This window comes from Paenibacillus sp. 203, assembly GCF_037027525.1.
Lineage (GTDB): Bacteria > Bacillota > Bacilli > Paenibacillales > Paenibacillaceae > Paenibacillus > Paenibacillus polymyxa_B.
Genome location: NZ_JAXCHD010000003.1, coordinates 303,366 through 318,416, shown reverse-complemented (window position 1 = coordinate 318,416; position 15,051 = coordinate 303,366). Strand labels below are relative to the sequence as shown.

Genomic DNA, 15,051 nt, shown 5'->3' with positions numbered 1-15,051 from the left:
CCTTTTAACCTCCTCCTGACTTCAAAGTGTGATGAAAAATAAGAATAATGTCACTTATTTTAACTACAGGCCATTGGCCTTGTTTTTAAGATCATTTAATAGCTGCATTGCCTGTAAAGGAGTCATATTCATGACATCAGCATTTTTCACCTTGCGCAAAATTTGGCGCACAATCGGATTAGCCTCTACTGTCTCTGCATGGGGCTTGGAGACGGCAAGCTCCTGCTCTCCAAAAATGGACAGCTGTACCACTTCGGTTGCTCCTTGCTCCAACCTGCTGGAATCCTCCACAGTCTGTAGAGTATCTTCTTTTACCAGGGTGGCCTGCTGTGATAAAGACTGAGTTGATGATGCTGTTTCTCCGCTTTCTCGCAATGTCTGGCCTGAATTATATTCGGTCAAAGAAGAAATATCTTCCGTCCCTGAGGCTGTACGAGGTTCAGTCCCTTCCTTCCCTCCTACTACTATCTCGGTACCTGCCGTTACTTGAGCTGCTGCCTGTTCAAAACCATTCAGCAGTCCATTCGCTCGCTCAATAATGTTATTGGGCAAGCCTGCAAGCCGAGCACAATAAATGCCATAGCTACTGCTAGCCGCTCCCGGTATGAGCTTGCGCAGGAAATTCACCTTATCGCCGCTTTCCTGCACGGCCATAGAGTAATTTCGCAGCGAAGACAGGCCTTGCTCCAAATGCGCCAGCTCATGGAAATGCGTGGATACCAGCGCCTTACAGCCGATCGTGTCATGGACAAATTCGATGACTGCCTGTGCAATTGCCATTCCTTCACTGGTGGACGTACCTCGTCCCAGTTCATCAATAATGATCAAGCTTCGCGGAGTTGCCTTGTCCGTCATTACTTGGATATCTGCCATTTCGACCATAAACGTACTCTGCCCGCCGATGAGATCATCCGCCGCGCCGATCCGTGTGAAAATGCGATCCAGCATCGGCACCTTGGCACGTGCAGCTGGGACAAAGCAGCCAATTTGAGCCATAATTGCAATAAGCGCAACCTGACGCATATACGTACTTTTCCCAGCCATGTTCGGCCCGGTGATAAGTAGAATATGCGCATCGCCTTCCTCCAACATCGTGCTGTTGGCAATAAAACCGCCATCTTTCATTACGGCTTCCACCACGGGATGGCGCCCTTGCTCCACTACGAAATCATATCCTGTAGTCAGCTCAGGTTTCACGAATCCCCGTTCCGCACTAACCGATGCCAGCGACTGATACACGTCAATTTCAGCCACTTGCTCTGCCAGCTTTTGCAAACGGGGAATTTCAGCGTTCAATTTACTACGAAGCTCGGAGAAAAGAGTATACTCCAGATCAACCATTTTATCCTCGGCTTCCAGAATTAGAGATTCCTTTTCCTTCAACTCCGGTGTGATATACCGTTCCGCATTCGCCAACGTCTGTTTGCGTTCATATCGACCTTCCGGTAATGAAGCCAAATTGGATTTGGTCACCTCGATATAATAACCAAATACTTTGTTGTATCCAATTTTAAGTGACCGAATGCCGGTTGCTGCACGTTCCTTGGCCTCTAGCTCAGCGATCCAACGTTTACCGTTCACACTCGCCTCGCGCAGTTCGTCCAGACGCTGATGGTAGCCTTCCTTAATAAGACCTCCATCCCTTACGGAAATTGGCGGTTCATCCGCCACCGCTTCCTCAATCAACGCACACAGATCTGTACAGCCATCCAGCGTTTGTGCAATCTGTCTCAGCGTCTTCGAAGGAGATTCAGCACACAGCTCGCGTAAAGAAGGAATTTGGGCCAGCGACAGCTTGAGGGCGATCAGATCACGTGCATTAGCACTACCAAAGGCGATCCGCCCAACTAGACGCTCCAGATCGTAAATCTCTTTAAGCTGAGCACGTACATCCTCTCGGAAAATAAACTGGTGGTATAGCTTGTCCACAGCCTCCAAGCGTTCCTCAATAAGACTGCTGCTCAACAGTGGCTTGTCAATCCAACGACGCAACAGACGCGCTCCCATGGAAGTCTCTGTGCGGTCCAACAGCCACAGCAGCGAGCCTTTCTTGGAGCGTTCCCGTACCGTCTCCACCAGTTCCAGGTTCCTGCGGGTAAATGGATCCAGAATCATAAAATGGTTTGGCTCATATACCGAGATTTGGGTCAATTGGCCTAGCGATCTTTTTTGCGTTTCATTCAAATAGGAAATCAAGCGCGATACGCACCGTCTGCGTTCCTCCGTAAGCCTTGCCCACGTGGCTTCCCCAAATTGATCCCGAACCAAATCATCCTTGGATTTGTCCCAGGCCGTATACACAACCCGCCGTCCAACGGGGGACATACGGGATGTCACAAAATCCAGCAGATGACCATCTCCCAACATTTCGGAAGGCTCATAAATGTTAATTTCATCTAGTAGCCATTCTTTCGAATCAGGCACAGAAGTCACATACAATTCACCTGTTGACAAGTCGCACGCGGCAAGCGCTAGCATCCCGTCCGTCTCTGTGACACATACCATGTAGTTGTTGGATTTGTCACCCAGCACCTTGCCTTCCATTACCGTTCCCGGGGTCACAACGCGGACAATATCCCGACGCACCATCCCCTTCGTAGCTGAGGCTTCCTCCATTTGCTCACAGATGGCCACCTTATAACCCTTCTCAATGAGACGCTGTATGTAATTTTCAGCTGAATGATAAGGCACGCCGCACATCGGAATTTTTTCCGTGGCACCACCCTCACGACCCGTAAGTGTAATTTCCAGCTCCTTGGATGCAAGAATTGCATCATCGAAAAACATCTCGTAAAAATCTCCCAGACGGAAAAACAAAAATGCATCTTTAGCCTGCTCTTTTATGGATAAATACTGCTCAATCATCGGTGTATATTTGGACATACCGTTCACTAACCCCCACACTTTGTTCCGTTTAAACTTATAATTATCTCTTATTATATCAAAAATGACAGTCGATAACATGAAACCGTTTCTGGTGTCGACACTTGTTTTACGTAAGCTTCCAATACGGGCGCAAATCCCGTGATTCATCCCACTGTTTCCCCTTACGGAGGCTGTCCAGCAATGGTTCTACATAAGCTTCATATTGCGAGTATATTTCCAGTGAAACCATATCCAAAATAAGAGGTTCCACATACTCCCTAAGCACAAATTGATTTCCTTCATAAAAGGCTCTGTGAGCCTCCTCCTGACCCAGCGGCCTACGTTGCAAACGCGGATATTGAGAAGCAATGAGAAACGCCATTCCAATCACACCTTTCGCCAGCTGTGGCGAAATAAGAAAACTGGGCAGTGTACGATATTCAAAACCTCCGTACGACTGACGGCGAAAATCACCCAAATTGCCATAATGCGGTCTGCGCCGGGCCGCACGCTTGTCTTCCAGTAGCGCCAAAGGCAGTGCCAAATAGTTATCCAGTGCCCGGAGCAAGGCACCGTTTAGCGAAACCCCGCTAAAATGCAGATGTCCGCCCAGCGGAAAACCCGGTTGCGGCATCCCCCCCGCCTGCCAGATGAGTGTGCGGTCAGCAATGCGCCGGGCTGCGTTTGCAAAAGCTAGACGCAGATGCTTCAGCAGACGGGCCGGATCTCCACTTGGCGCAGGACGAAGCTCAGCGACTGGATACAGTGTTCGTCCCCGGCGGGTAACAGCATCGCAGCCGGCTATGCCGAGACGCCCCAAATATCTTGAGGCCGGAACGACCCGCCCCTCTGGCATACGAACCAGTAGAAATTCGGGGTCCATTCCGATGAGTAGTCGATCTCTCCCTCGTTCCACTGAAAGATTCTCACCCTCAATATCCCCTTCACGCGCAGCAATTTCATATAGCGTGGTCAAACGTCTATCGTTCAGCCATGGCTGTGCCAAGACTTCGCGCACCTGACAGTTGTGCTCCCCCAGCGGCGTCAGTACCACCTCACCACTGTCCAAACCCAGTGTGTACAACGCACGTACAGCCAGCCGCTCCATCCGGACATAGAGCGGTGAATGTTGATCCAGTTCAGACAGATCGTATGCGCGGACTTTGGAAGGGCCTTCGATGGCACGTCTACGAATTTCCAACACTCGCAGTTGATGGATTTGCACCGCGTAGCCTATCGCAAAGTCTGCAAGGCTGCTATCCATCCACTGAACCGCTATGCCTGAACGCTCCAGTCTACGCTTTTTTTCATCATTTGGCATCTGTCTGAAGCGTATGAGCGCCTGTCCCGGCTGCTGCATCGTATTCCCCCCTACGGACTACGTACGGATTTCAACCCACAACAACAAAAAAGGAGGGCCTTTGCCCCCTGCGCAGAATCAGCCGGCGCAAAGAGTAAAGCGGCCCTCTTTTTGGTTACTTCTGTCAGAGCTCGTCGTCAATGAGGTCGGGGTCGAGCTCCTCATAGTCCCCCTCTTCCGCTCCAAAATCAAAGTCTTTTTCAAAATCATCGCTGCTACCATTCGGGAATACTTCTACAACAATCTTCGTTTCCGCCACCAGCTCCACCGCAAATTCCCGCTCGACCCGGATCATTACGCTGCCACCTCCAGAAGACACACTGGCCTCGACACAACTCGGCTCCTGTGTAGCTTCGGCGGATACTTCCACTGTAGACGCCCGGTGCTTCGGATCAAGATACGAGAGCGGCACATTTTCTACGTACGACACCGTTTCCTTGGCCACATCGGTCTGCGAGTTTTTATCGTATGAGTACCAAATATTGATATCATACGTCCCGACGACCTCAATGCCGTCCCCCGCCGCCACAGCTTCATACTGGTGGTTAATAATCCATGCCCCTAAAATGCTCGTCGGATTATTCGGCGGAGTTACGGTATGGGTTACGGTAGAGAATCTGCGACCTTTACCACAGATCGCTTTGGTAATAATCTCTCTACGATTTTTATGACTTAATGCCATTCTTGAACCTCCTCCATACAATCAATCATTCCATACATATGTATGCAGGTTGTGGGCGAATGTTGAGTGAATAGGCGAAAAGGAAAAAATATTATTTGTATAAGCATATGCCGCGATGGCTTGAACTCATGCACGCCAATGTGTTACATGCTGCTCAACGATCTGTAAAAATTCACTAAGAGCCGGAGATTTCCACTTTTTCGTGTGGTAAGCGACCTGAGTAGCCACCTGCTGTTCACTGTCATCCCAGGCTAAACGCGCCATTTTACCTTCTCCCAGCTCATTTTGTACCGTTACCAGCGGAAGCAGCGCTATACCCAATCCAGCCATGACACACTGCTTGATGGCTTCAATACTCCAAAATTCCAGGCTAGGGTCTGAAAAAATACCGTGTTTATTCAAATACTGCTCAAAAAGGATACGGTACGTACATCCTGCCTCCGTATGCAAAATAGTTTCGTCCTTCAAGTCGGCAGGCTCTACCCGGCTATAGGTAACCAGCGAATGCTTAAGTGGCGCTACCAAGGCCATCGGCTCGTGAATAAGCGTGGTGACATTCAATTCTCTATCCTCCGTCTCAGGCTGAAGCAAAAAAGCCAAATCCAGCTCACCAGAACGGATCAAATCGCGTAATTCCCAGCATTCGCCGGGTTTAAGGACAATTTTAACCTTCGGATACCGTTCTCTGTACTCACGGATCAGACTTGGTAGACGAAAAGCGGCCAGAGACTCTGGTGCTCCTATTTTCAGCGTGCCCGCCAATTCTGTTTCTGAACGAAGTGCATCCTTAGCCATAGCATGCATCTTGGAAATTTCCTGCGCATAGGGCAGCAGACGTCGTCCGGCATCCGTCAGCATGATTTTTTTGCCAATGCGATCAAAAAGCGGCGTACCCAACTCCGTCTCTAGCGCTTGAATTTGAGCAGTGATACTCGACTGTGCATAATCCAGTATACGCGCTGCTCGCGTAAAACTGCCTGCCTCAACTACATTTAAAAAGGTAAACAAATGCCGCGATTCCATAATCCGCTCCTTCAATCGGTTTTTCCGATGCAAGCAATCGTTATATTCCGTTTTTCCGATAGATTGATTATCTGATAAGCTGGAGAAAATAACAAGAGAAAGAAGGCTTTTCTGCATGACAAATGAAAATAAACTTCAATCCACCATTGGTCTTCCACAGGCCATTGCACTCTATATCGGAGCTGTACTGGGTTCGGGGATATTGATTGTGCCTGGTCTTGCTGCCCAAATGGCGGGGCCGGCATCGCTGCTGGCATGGGGTTTTATGACCCTGCTCATCCTGCCAATGGCACTTTCCATGGGGCTTCTATCTGCCAAATTCCCGAATGCGGGAGGGGTATCGCACTTTGTCACGTTGGCCTTTTCCCCACGTGCCGGTGCTTATATCGGGTGGTTTTTTCTCATGTCGGTTCCGATCGGAGCACCTGTTGCCGCACTCACCGGAGCCGGCTATATGACCGCAGCCATGGGCTGGGGAGAGGAAAGCCGCATAATGTTAGCCGTTGCTATGCTGGCGGTGGGCCTGATCATCAACTGGATCGGCATGAAGGTCGCGGGACGTATTCAGATCGCAGTCGTCATAGCTATCGTTGCCGTCCTTATATTCGCCATTGCCGCAGCACTTCCTCAGATGAAAACAGTCCACTTCACCCCGTTTGTTCCACATGGCTGGCTCTCTATCGGTCAAGCCGCCGCGATTCTGTTTTGGTGCTTTATCGGTTGGGAGGCCGTGTCCCATATGTCAGAGGAATTCACCAATCCCCAGCGGGCGGCCGTTAGAGGTGTGACCATTGCAGCCGTCATTGTCGGTTTACTTTATTTCTTAACTGCGCTGGCTACTGTGGGCACACAAAGTTACCTTGCAGGGGATTCGGATGCTTCGCTCGTATGGGTGATTAGTCGAGCTATCGGGCCATGGGGCGCGATAATTGCAGGCTTGACGGGTATCTTTATTTGTACCGCTACTATTATTGCTTATGTTGGTGCCGCTTCACGTGTCGCTTATGCTTTATCCCGGCAAGGACAGGCCTTTCGCTGGATGGGCAGGTTATCGCAACGTTTCCATACCCCTATCGGAGGCATTGCTTTTCTTAGCGTGTGCTTTGTGATCATTATGGTGTTGTACGGTAGTGGCGCTGTTTCACTCACTAAGCTGATTCAATTCCCGAACGCCACCTTTATTCTGACCTATCTCGGTGGTTGTGCAGCAGGAATTAAGCTTCTGCGTGGTAGTCGCTGGGGCGTAGCCATCAGCTGGATATCGTTCATCTCTACGGCGATCGTTTTCCCCTTTGTCGGATGGGCTATGCTGTACCCTTGCCTGATCACCGCTGTCTTATGGACCACAGACCGAATTCGGCACAAACGGACTTTGAATCTTCCGACTTCTACCATTACTGAACAAGAAAAGGCTACTGTCCGTCATGGATAGTAGCCTCTCAAGGGCTTTACTCTAGTTTTTCACTGGAGTAGGGGCCTTGTCCTTTTTCGCAATTTTCAAATACTGATGAAGCTCATGTGTAAGCTGCAATAATGCCGAGCGAATCTCAAATTCCTCCCGGGTTCCGGGAAGCTCCATGGCTTTAAATTCTTCACGAACCTGCTCTAGCAGCTTCTCGGTTTGTCCCGTATAATGTCCAGCCAAAACGTCATTGCTAAGCTGATCGAACAGCTCGGCCAGAAGCTTGGCCTGCGGCATATGCTGATACATTTGTGCGATCAACTGCATCATATTTTGGATCGAATCCAGCTGTTCTTTTCGCATATAAAAATACACATTCCAGCCCTCTTGGGGACGAAGCATCTGATTTTCCAAGGAACGCCCCGCCTCAGTAACCCCTTTGGCTATCACGCTGTTCGCTTCAATAACTTCCTTGCCATCCCATATGTATGCTGGACTACGTAGCGTATTGGCCATATTTCTGAATATAACAGAAAATGTCCGATCCACCTCCTGCCGAATTTGTTGCATTGTATTATCAGAACCCGGCATATAGGCTAAATTGACAATCATCGCGGAACCCAGTCCAATCACTAGCAGAGCTAGCTGGGTCAGCAGTACCTCCATATCAATCACGCCGCCGCTAAATACGCGAAAAACTACGACCGAACCGGTGACGATCCCTTCTTTAAATCCCACCCGTACAATGACTGGAAACGCCGTTAAAATATATAATGCCAGTACCCAATCATGGAATCCGAATACCACAAACAAAACACAAGCAAAAAGAAGCCCCACGACGGATGCAAAAAATCTCGCCGAAATGGTACGGAGACTTCTCTTGCGTGTGACATCCACCCCCAAAATCGCTAAAAGCCCTGCTGAGGTGGCTCCATGAATGCCAAAACCATCCGCAATAAGTACGGCCATTAATGCGGCAATAGCCGTTTTAATCGTACGAAAGCCCATGAAAAAATTCTGTCCTCTCTAGATGAAATCTGTTTCAGCATTTTGCATAATTCGAAATTTATGCATAATGTTCATTTTCATAAATTTTAAGTATTTTCATTTTTCATGGTACTTTATTTTCACGTTTTACACAAATGTTCAGAAATTTTATTATTACCGATGAGGACGACCAGAAAGCAGACGATGCTCCACATACACGACCGCCTGATACATCAGTGTAGCTACGACAGCAATGATCAACAGACTGGACATAACCAGCGTGAAATTGAACACCTGAAAACCATAGATAATCAAATAGCCTAAGCCGTTTTTAGCCACCAGAAATTCACCAACAATCACACCAACCCATGCCATACCGACATTCACTTTCAGCGTAGAGACGATTGCAGGAAAGGATGCAGGTAAAATCACCTTTTGAAACGTATCACGGCGTGATCCGCCAAACGTGCGAACCACTTTGATCAGATTCGAATCGACTTCCTGAAAGCTGTTGTATACGACTAGTGTCGTAATGATGACCGTAATGGAGAGGGTTGTCATTAGGATAGCAGTAAATCCCGCCCCAAACATGACGATAAAAATTGGACCTAGCGCCACCTTAGGCATACTGTTGAACACGACCATATAGGGATCAAGCACCCTCGACAAAAACGGTGACCACCAAATAAGTACAGCCAGCAACGTACCTAACAGTGTACCGAGTAAAAAACCCGCCATCGTCTCTCCCACGGTGACACCTACATGTCCCCATAATTCACCACTGACCGCATCCTTGCCGATCTGGGTAAAAATTTTGCTCGGATAGCTGAACAGTAGTACATCAATCCACTTCAAACGGCCTGCAATTTCCCATAGCACAAACAAAAGCAGTAAAATAGCTGTCTGCACACCTGTCACTAACCATCGTTGCGAACGCCTGCTGCGTAAATACGCCTGATGTAGTCCTTGAATCCAACGTTGCTCAAGCTGATCCGCTTCGTCCTTCATACGTTAACTCACTCCTTTGCTCCCGAAGCCTCCAGTTCACCCCATATTTCATGAAAAAGCTCATTAAAACCCGGCTGCTCGCGTGCATAAAAAGGCTGAGCTTCTCGGATGCAATCCGGAATCTCGAAGGTACGTCGGATATGACCCGGATTTCGACCCATCACTATAATCCGGTCACTGACCGCAATGGCCTCAGCCAAATCATGTGTGACTAAAATAGCCGTCTTCCTCCGCTCGCGCAAGGTTTCCGCAATCAGATCTTCCAGCTGTAACTTGGTTTGATAATCCAGCGCGGAGAACGGCTCATCCAGCAGCAGCAGTCCCGGATTGGTCGCCAGCGTCCGTACCAGCGCCACGCGCTGGCGCATTCCCCCAGACAACTGGGACGGATGCAGATGCTCCTTCCCTCCCAGACCCATGCCTTCCAGTAACAGCCGTGTCCGCTCACGCGCAGCTTCATCTACTCTGTTGCCTAGTTCCAGACCCAACAATGCGTTATCCATTATCGTCCGCCACGGGAACAGATAATCCTGCTGCAACATGTAACCGACCTCTGGACTCGGACCACTTACCGGCTGACCTTGCAACATAACTTGGCCTGCCGCTGGACGCAGTAGCCCCGCGATCATGGACAGGATCGTCGTTTTGCCGCAGCCGCTTGGACCAACCAAGCTGACAAAATCCCCTGTCTCTACGGAAAAATCAATATTCTCAACCGCCAGCGAAGCTTCACGATCCGTTACATAGACATGCGTCACTTGCTCCAGTCTCACCATCGGGATGGTCGCGTCCAAAGTTAGGCCACTCCGTTCCTCCATCATGATGAACCTCCAGTACCGACACCTGCATCCGTAGATTCAGTTGTGCTCTTTTTCACAGGCGGTTCAGTATTCCCGGTAGAGCTTGACGAAATCGCTTGTTGTGCAAAGCATGGGTTCACTAGCTTATCTAGTGCAACCGGACTTTTAAGCTCCCCTGCCGAGGTCATGACATCCTGTAAGTTCTTCCATTCCTTTTCCTCAATCATCGGGTTCAAAGCATAGGTACTCTGTTCCTTATATCGCTTGATACTACTCGTTAAAACAGCTAAATCTGTATCTTTAAAATAGGGCGTGATTGCTTCGGCAATCTGTTCAGGTGAATGCGTAGCAATCCACTGTTGTGCCCGATATACAGCATTTGTGAATTTCTGTGCAGCCTCGCTATTTGTGTTCAGGTAGCTTTGCTTAGCCATATATACTGTATACGGCAACTCGCCGCTCTCCACACCGATAGAGGCAACAACCCGCCCACGACCTTCCTTTTCAAAAATAGATGCCTGCGGTTCAAACAGCTGCACATAATCCCCTGTACCGGAGCCGAAAGCAGAGGCAACATTAGCAAAATCAATATTTTGAATCAGCTTCAGATCTTTGTGAGGATCAATGCCGTGTTTGCGAAGCGTAAATTCAAGTGACATTTGCGGCATTCCACCCTTGCGTTGCCCCAAAAAATTTTGTCCTCTCAGCTTTTCCCATTCAAAGCTATTCTGCGTTTGACGGGCAAACAAAAAGGTTCCATCCGTCTGTGTCAGTTGGGCAAAATTAATGATAGGGTCCTCTGCTCCTTGCTGATACACATAAATAGATGTTTCCGCGCCGATCAGCGCGATATCCGCCTGATTGGACAACAACGCCGTCATTGCCTTGTCACCCCCGGGAATCGTTGCCAGCTGGACATCCAGTCCCTCCTGAGCAAACATTCCCTGGCTCAAGGCTACATACTGCGGCGCATAAAAGACCGTACGGGCTACCTCGCCTAATCTGATCTCAATCGTCTGCTCCCCTCCTTTGGGGGTGCACCCACTGAGCAACAGTAATCCGAGTAGTGCCGCAGCCACCACAGCTTTGAAACGAGCGCCGTTTTTCATCCTTATTCCCTCCCCACCTTTTTACATCGGTTGACTTCATATATTGTTATGCCATTGTCGATATATTGGTTAATTGCAAAAAAAAAAACCACGTTCGCCCGGGAACGCGGGGTAGATGCTATATGATTTACAGCTTGTATATGGAGGTATATTTCTCTTCCAGATAGTCGGCGAGATAATCCGGGTTCAGATCCTCACCTGTAATGGCTACAATCAACTCGGACGGCGTCCGACTCTTGCCGTAACGGTAAATACGTCCGGTCAGCCATTGCTTGATCGGCTCAAGCTCTCCAGTAGCAATTAATTCATCCAGATTTGGCAACTTTTTGCGTAATGTCGCCAAAATTTGCGCTGCATACATATTGCCAAGTGAGTAGGAAGCAAAATAACCAAAATCACCGCCGGACCAGTGAACGTCTTGAAGTACGCCCAGTCCGTCATTCGGTGGAACAAGTCCCAAGTATTCCTTATATTTCGCATTCCACACCTCGGGGAGACGCTTCACATCCAGCTTTTCATTAAACAGCATTTTTTCAATTTCATAACGGATAATGATATGTAAATTATATGTTAGCTCATCCGCTTCAATACGAATCAGTGAATTTTCCACACGGTTGACTGCCCGGTAGAATTGCTCTGCCGTAACCTTTGCCAAACGATCAGGAAAATGCTTTTGCAAATCATCGTAATACCGATCCCAGAAAGCACGACTGCGTCCGATTTTATTCTCCCACAAGCGGGACTGGGATTCATGAATCCCCATAGAGGTTCCTCCAGACAGTAGTGATCCTGCCAGCTCTGGAGCAATATTTTGTTCGTACAGCGCATGACCTCCTTCATGCAAAGAACTGAAAATAGCACTGGTTACATCATCTTGCAGATAATGAGTTGTTATACGCACATCACCTGGATTTAATCCTGTTGCGAAAGGATGTACACTCTCATCCAAACGACCTGCGTCAAAGTCATACCCCATCTGTCCTAAAATGAATAGGCTGAACTTCTCCTGCTGCTTCACATCAAACACACCATCTAAAAAGCTCTTATCCGGCTGGTTCGATGAAGCCTGAATTTTAGACAATAGGGGTACAAGGCGCTTCTTGAGACGATCAAACACAGCATCCAGCTTTTCAACCGTCATCCCCGGCTCATATTGATCCAAAAGCGTGTCATACTCTGTATCCTTAACCCCCCAGTAGCCGATAAATTCACGCTTCATGTCTACGATTTTAGACAAGTACGGTTCAAATCCGGCAAAATCGCTATGTTCCTTTGCGTCCTCCCACTTGCTCTCTGCCTGTGCTGCAAGAATGCTATAATCCCGGTATCGGTCTGCCGGAACCGAACGATTCAGTTCATAATTTTTACGGCATTCCTCCACCAATCTGCGATCATTGTCCTCCAGTTGCTTCAGCTTGTCTTCTACGGCAAAAAATTGCAGCAATTGTCCCATTTCATCCGAGATCATCAGCTTGAACATTTCAGTGGACAGCATACCCAACGTCTCCGACCGAATATCAACGCCCTTGCGCGGAGCGCCAGTCCGTAAATCCCAGTGCAGCAGACCTACTGCTTCGCCATAACTACTAATTTTGTGTGCAAGCTCCTTTAAAGCCGTCAATTGATCCAACGTCTGTTGCGTCATATTTGAGGTCACCTCTTTAACTTAAAATGGTTAAAACTTTACAATACCTATACTTGATGATACTTATATTAAAAAGTATAATCAACACACAACATGTACGACCAGCTCCTAAGACCTAAAACAAACGTTGGACTGTACATATCAAACTTTATTAGAATCTGGAGGGAACAATCGTGGATCACATCAAAGAAATTTTAGAGTACAATCGTGTTTTCGTAGAAAACAAAGAATACGAGGCCTATAGAACGGGCAAGTTCCCCAATAAAAAAATGGTCATTATCACCTGTATGGATACACGGCTAACGGAATTACTCCCAAAAGCTATGAACCTGCGCAACGGTGATGTGAAAATCATCAAAAATGCGGGTGCGATTATTTCACAGCCCTTTGGAAGCGTAATGCGCAGTGTGCTAGTCGCCCTGTATGAGCTGGGAGCAGACGAAGTCGTCGTCGTAGGCCATTATGAATGCGGTATGGCTGCATTAAATGCAGACCACATGGTCAATGAAATGCTCGATCGCGGAATTTCTCAGGAAGTGCTGAACACATTAGAAAATTCAGGCATTAAGCTAAATAAATGGTTGAAAGGTTTTGATAACATTGAAGAAGGGGTAAGAACTACCGTGAAGCTTATTAAGAATCACCCGCTTCTCCCCCCTAATGCCCCCGTTCACGGCATGGTTATTCATCCAGATACAGGAGCGTTAACGCTTGTCGTTGACGGGAATGAACAGTAAACAGGATACGCTTCGGCAGAAAGTTACCAGGGTAGTTTAAGCTCGTACATACGAGCCTAAACTACCCTTTTTTATGAAAAAAAGCGCATATACGTGGAGAATGACAGGAGCCAATTTTGGCTAACCTGTGAACGACCTGTCTGAAAGTTGTCAAACCATACAGTTTCAGTGTACACTTTTCATGAAGCTGCAGAATACCTGCCGCAGTGCTGTTACAACCGTTACTATGATGGATGAAGGAGATAAGATCTATGAATTTACTATCGTATGGTCTGTTGGGGCTTCTCGCAAGAGAGGAATCCTCCGGCTATGATCTGATGTTGCGTATTCAGCCTTTTTGGCAGGCTAAGCACAGTCAGATCTATCCGCTACTGGCCCGTATGGAGAGCAAGGAACTGCTAGCCTCTCGTTGGATTCAGCAGTCCGACAAGCCTGATAAGAAAATGTATACCATTACCGACAAGGGAATCCATATGCTTCAGCAATGGTCCCAGGAAGCGTTAGCTGCTCCGGTTACACGGGATGAATTAAGTCTTCGACTGTTCTGTCTTTGGTTGACGGACAAAAGTAGTGCCAATCGTATGCTGGAGGAACGCAAACGTCATTTTATTCAGAAAATCCAGCATCTTGAGGATATTTTGAACGACATTCCAGCAGAGAATTTACATTTTGGCAGTAAGACCTTTGGTGACTATATTTTAGTACAAAAAGGACTTTTGAATGCTAAAGCAGGTCTGGAATGGTGCCAAATGGTTCTGCGTATGCTGCTTGCCGGTGATGTCAGTACGGATACTAATCCGTTTTTACTTAAGCCGCAAAGCTGAATGCTTTACCAATCCATGCATAGGATTTATGGGACGTTATTATTTAATTTTTAAAAATTAAAATTCTTTGAAACCCTTTTCCATGCCATTCGTATTACTGATTAGCGGTTGTTTGACCTATAAAAAAAATTTACTAAGGGGGATATATTTACATGAAAAAAACATTTACTTTGAAAAATATGATGATGCTGATGATGGCTCTTACCCTACTCATTGCTATGATCGCACCATCTACAGCTGATGCAAGGCGAGGCGGCGGGTTTAAATCCGGGCCTAAATCATACCAATCTACACCAAGCAAGGCAAATGACAGCAGTGGCGTCAATAAGTCAGATAGCGGAACCAAGTCAGGAGCAACTGCTGGGAATACAAACAGAACTGGTGGATTCCTTGGCGGTGGCGGCGGATTCCTGAAAGGTATGATGCTGGGCGGTTTGGCAGGTATGCTCTTCGGCGGATTGTTCGGCAACATGGGCGCATTGGGTAGCTTGCTTGGTCTGGCCGTTAACGTTCTCGCCATTTACGTCCTGATCATGGCCGGAGTAGGTATCTACCGTGCTATTAAAAATCGTCGCAGACCCGATGATTCCCGCGGAGGACGTTACTAAG

At 47.9% G+C, this 15,051-nt stretch carries 13 protein-coding genes; 4 read left to right on the top strand and 9 right to left on the bottom strand.

The window, feature by feature from the left end; all coding sequences use genetic code 11:
- Window positions 1–63 precede the first annotated feature (63 nt).
- The 4 genes from mutS to WA407_RS07840 all read right to left on the bottom strand — a co-directional run bounded on the left by mutS (window position 64) and on the right by WA407_RS07840 (window position 5,930).
- The gene (gene mutS, locus WA407_RS07855; protein ID WP_336077090.1) at window positions 64–2,883 is read right to left on the bottom strand and encodes a DNA mismatch repair protein MutS; all 2,820 of its coding nucleotides are present in this window, start codon (window positions 2,881–2,883) and stop codon (window positions 64–66) included.
- A 109-nt stretch (window positions 2,884–2,992) separates the two neighbouring features.
- The gene (locus tag WA407_RS07850) at window positions 2,993–4,225 is read right to left on the bottom strand and encodes a putative amidoligase domain-containing protein (protein ID WP_336077089.1); all 1,233 of its coding nucleotides are present in this window, start codon (window positions 4,223–4,225) and stop codon (window positions 2,993–2,995) included.
- A 124-nt stretch (window positions 4,226–4,349) separates the two neighbouring features.
- Window positions 4,350–4,907 carry an outer spore coat protein CotE gene (locus tag WA407_RS07845; protein WP_061831597.1) on the bottom strand — a complete coding sequence of 186 codons (558 nt, stop codon included), beginning with the start codon at window positions 4,905–4,907 and terminating at the stop codon, window positions 4,350–4,352.
- Between the two features lie 126 nt (window positions 4,908–5,033).
- The gene (locus WA407_RS07840; protein ID WP_336077210.1) at window positions 5,034–5,930 is read right to left on the bottom strand and encodes a LysR family transcriptional regulator; all 897 of its coding nucleotides are present in this window, start codon (window positions 5,928–5,930) and stop codon (window positions 5,034–5,036) included.
- Window positions 5,931–6,045: 115 nt separating this feature from the next.
- Between WA407_RS07840 and WA407_RS07835 the strand changes: the two genes are divergently transcribed.
- Entirely contained in the window at window positions 6,046–7,362 is a 1,317-nt protein-coding gene (locus tag WA407_RS07835) for an amino acid permease (RefSeq protein ID WP_336077088.1), read from the top strand.
- 21 nt (window positions 7,363–7,383) lie between these two features.
- On the opposite strand, the gene WA407_RS07830 is transcribed toward WA407_RS07835, so the two are convergent.
- The 5 genes from WA407_RS07830 to WA407_RS07810 form a co-directional block, all read right to left on the bottom strand.
- The gene (locus WA407_RS07830; protein WP_336077087.1) at window positions 7,384–8,340 is read right to left on the bottom strand and encodes an aromatic acid exporter family protein; all 957 of its coding nucleotides are present in this window, start codon (window positions 8,338–8,340) and stop codon (window positions 7,384–7,386) included.
- A 153-nt stretch (window positions 8,341–8,493) separates the two neighbouring features.
- Entirely contained in the window at window positions 8,494–9,327 is an 834-nt protein-coding gene (locus tag WA407_RS07825; RefSeq protein ID WP_013310592.1) for an ABC transporter permease, read from the bottom strand.
- A gap of 8 nt (window positions 9,328–9,335) precedes the next feature.
- Window positions 9,336–10,148, bottom strand: coding sequence for an ABC transporter ATP-binding protein (locus WA407_RS07820; RefSeq protein WP_235309646.1), 813 nt, complete (start codon window positions 10,146–10,148; stop codon window positions 9,336–9,338).
- The gene (locus tag WA407_RS07815) at window positions 10,145–11,236 is read right to left on the bottom strand and encodes an ABC transporter substrate-binding protein (RefSeq protein WP_336077086.1); all 1,092 of its coding nucleotides are present in this window, start codon (window positions 11,234–11,236) and stop codon (window positions 10,145–10,147) included. Before WA407_RS07815 ends, WA407_RS07820 begins: the two co-directional genes overlap by 4 nt.
- A gap of 127 nt (window positions 11,237–11,363) precedes the next feature.
- Window positions 11,364–12,881: a carboxypeptidase M32 gene (locus tag WA407_RS07810; protein ID WP_336077085.1), complete on the bottom strand. Its 1,518-nt coding sequence runs from the start codon at window positions 12,879–12,881 to the stop codon at window positions 11,364–11,366.
- Between the two features lie 173 nt (window positions 12,882–13,054).
- Between WA407_RS07810 and WA407_RS07805 the strand changes: the two genes are divergently transcribed.
- The 3 genes from WA407_RS07805 (at window position 13,055) to WA407_RS07795 (ending at window position 15,050) form a co-directional block, all read left to right on the top strand.
- Window positions 13,055–13,618, top strand: a complete 564-nt coding sequence (locus tag WA407_RS07805; protein WP_061831592.1) for a beta-class carbonic anhydrase — start codon at window positions 13,055–13,057, stop codon at window positions 13,616–13,618.
- 251 nt (window positions 13,619–13,869) lie between these two features.
- The gene (locus WA407_RS07800; RefSeq protein ID WP_235309644.1) at window positions 13,870–14,442 is read left to right on the top strand and encodes a PadR family transcriptional regulator; all 573 of its coding nucleotides are present in this window, start codon (window positions 13,870–13,872) and stop codon (window positions 14,440–14,442) included.
- A 152-nt stretch (window positions 14,443–14,594) separates the two neighbouring features.
- The gene (locus tag WA407_RS07795) at window positions 14,595–15,050 is read left to right on the top strand and encodes a hypothetical protein (RefSeq protein WP_336077084.1); all 456 of its coding nucleotides are present in this window, start codon (window positions 14,595–14,597) and stop codon (window positions 15,048–15,050) included.
- Window position 15,051 lies beyond the last annotated feature (1 nt).

What these genes read in the sequence shown, in the direction of transcription:
- mutS (WP_336077090.1), bottom strand. Translation starts at nt 2,883, where the DNA reads ATGTCCAAATATACACCGATGATTGAGCAGTATTTATCCATAAAAGAG.
- WA407_RS07850 (WP_336077089.1), bottom strand. Translation starts at nt 4,225, where the DNA reads ATGCAGCAGCCGGGACAGGCGCTCATACGCTTCAGACAGATGCCAAAT.
- WA407_RS07845 (WP_061831597.1), bottom strand. Translation starts at nt 4,907, where the DNA reads ATGGCATTAAGTCATAAAAATCGTAGAGAGATTATTACCAAAGCGATC.
- WA407_RS07840 (WP_336077210.1), bottom strand. Translation starts at nt 5,930, where the DNA reads ATGGAATCGCGGCATTTGTTTACCTTTTTAAATGTAGTTGAGGCAGGC.
- WA407_RS07835 (WP_336077088.1), top strand. Translation starts at nt 6,046, where the DNA reads ATGACAAATGAAAATAAACTTCAATCCACCATTGGTCTTCCACAGGCC.
- WA407_RS07830 (WP_336077087.1), bottom strand. Translation starts at nt 8,340, where the DNA reads ATGGGCTTTCGTACGATTAAAACGGCTATTGCCGCATTAATGGCCGTA.
- WA407_RS07825 (WP_013310592.1), bottom strand. Translation starts at nt 9,327, where the DNA reads ATGAAGGACGAAGCGGATCAGCTTGAGCAACGTTGGATTCAAGGACTA.
- WA407_RS07820 (WP_235309646.1), bottom strand. Translation starts at nt 10,148, where the DNA reads ATGATGGAGGAACGGAGTGGCCTAACTTTGGACGCGACCATCCCGATG.
- WA407_RS07815 (WP_336077086.1), bottom strand. Translation starts at nt 11,236, where the DNA reads ATGAAAAACGGCGCTCGTTTCAAAGCTGTGGTGGCTGCGGCACTACTC.
- WA407_RS07810 (WP_336077085.1), bottom strand. Translation starts at nt 12,881, where the DNA reads ATGACGCAACAGACGTTGGATCAATTGACGGCTTTAAAGGAGCTTGCA.
- WA407_RS07800 (WP_235309644.1), top strand. Translation starts at nt 13,870, where the DNA reads ATGAATTTACTATCGTATGGTCTGTTGGGGCTTCTCGCAAGAGAGGAA.
- WA407_RS07795 (WP_336077084.1), top strand. Translation starts at nt 14,595, where the DNA reads ATGAAAAAAACATTTACTTTGAAAAATATGATGATGCTGATGATGGCT.